1 protein-coding gene and 1 pseudogene are annotated in these 704 nt (G+C 50.0%); one reads left to right on the top strand and one right to left on the bottom strand.

The annotated features are described in order from the left end of the window. Nucleotides 1-242: hypothetical protein (locus EHQ17_RS19975; protein WP_210414549.1), on the top strand; the 242-nt coding region annotated here is incomplete at its 5' end. Here EHQ17_RS19975 and EHQ17_RS12780 read toward each other — a convergent pair. Next, nucleotides 223-704, bottom strand: a pseudogene (locus tag EHQ17_RS12780) (glutamine synthetase); the annotation flags it as partial. The gene EHQ17_RS19975 and the pseudogene EHQ17_RS12780 sit on opposite strands and share 20 nt — an antisense overlap.

Here is a 704-nt window from a genome sequence, read left to right as displayed (position 1 = left end):
TACGAAGTTCGCAGAATTCTACCCACGTTTATACGAAGTTCGCAGAATTTAACCCGCGTTTATACGAAGTTCGCAGAATTACACCCGCGTTTATACGAAGTTCGCAGAATTCCACACGCACCTTCCGCGCTGACACAACAAAAAAGGCCCGAGCTGGAAGCCCGGGCCTTTCCCTCGATTCGAGAGCTGATGTCGGTTTTACGACATCCGGTCCGATTCGTCTTAGCAGGAATATGTGGTGAGGAATTCGAACGGATGAGGTCTTCCTTCCCAAGGCCAAATTTCGGTTTCGAATTTATATGCCTTGTATGTCTGGAGAAAATCTTCCGTAAAGACGTCGCCTTTTTTGAGAAATTCCCGATCCGCCAACATATGCTCCACTGCTTCTCGCAACGTATGAGGCATCTGTTGAATTCCCTTCTCACGAATCTCGTCCAACGTAAGTTCGAAAAGATCTTCTTCCCGAGGCGGGCCCGGATCGATCTTCTTTTGAACCCCGTCGATACCCGCCATGAGCATCGCAGCGAAAGCGAGATACGGATTCGCGGAAGAATCGGGGAAACGGAATTCCACGCGTCTCGCCTTGTCACCGTTCACGAACGGAATACGGCAGGAAGCGGAACGGTTCTGAGCCGAATACGCCAAAATCGAAGGAGCTTCAAAACCGGGAAGAAGTCTTTTGTAAGAATTCGTGGACGCGTTCG

This window comes from Leptospira gomenensis (assembly GCF_004770155.1).
Lineage (GTDB): Bacteria > Spirochaetota > Leptospiria > Leptospirales > Leptospiraceae > Leptospira > Leptospira gomenensis.
The sequence above is the reverse complement of the archived record's forward strand: the minus strand, read 5'-3'. Positions and strand labels throughout refer to the sequence as shown.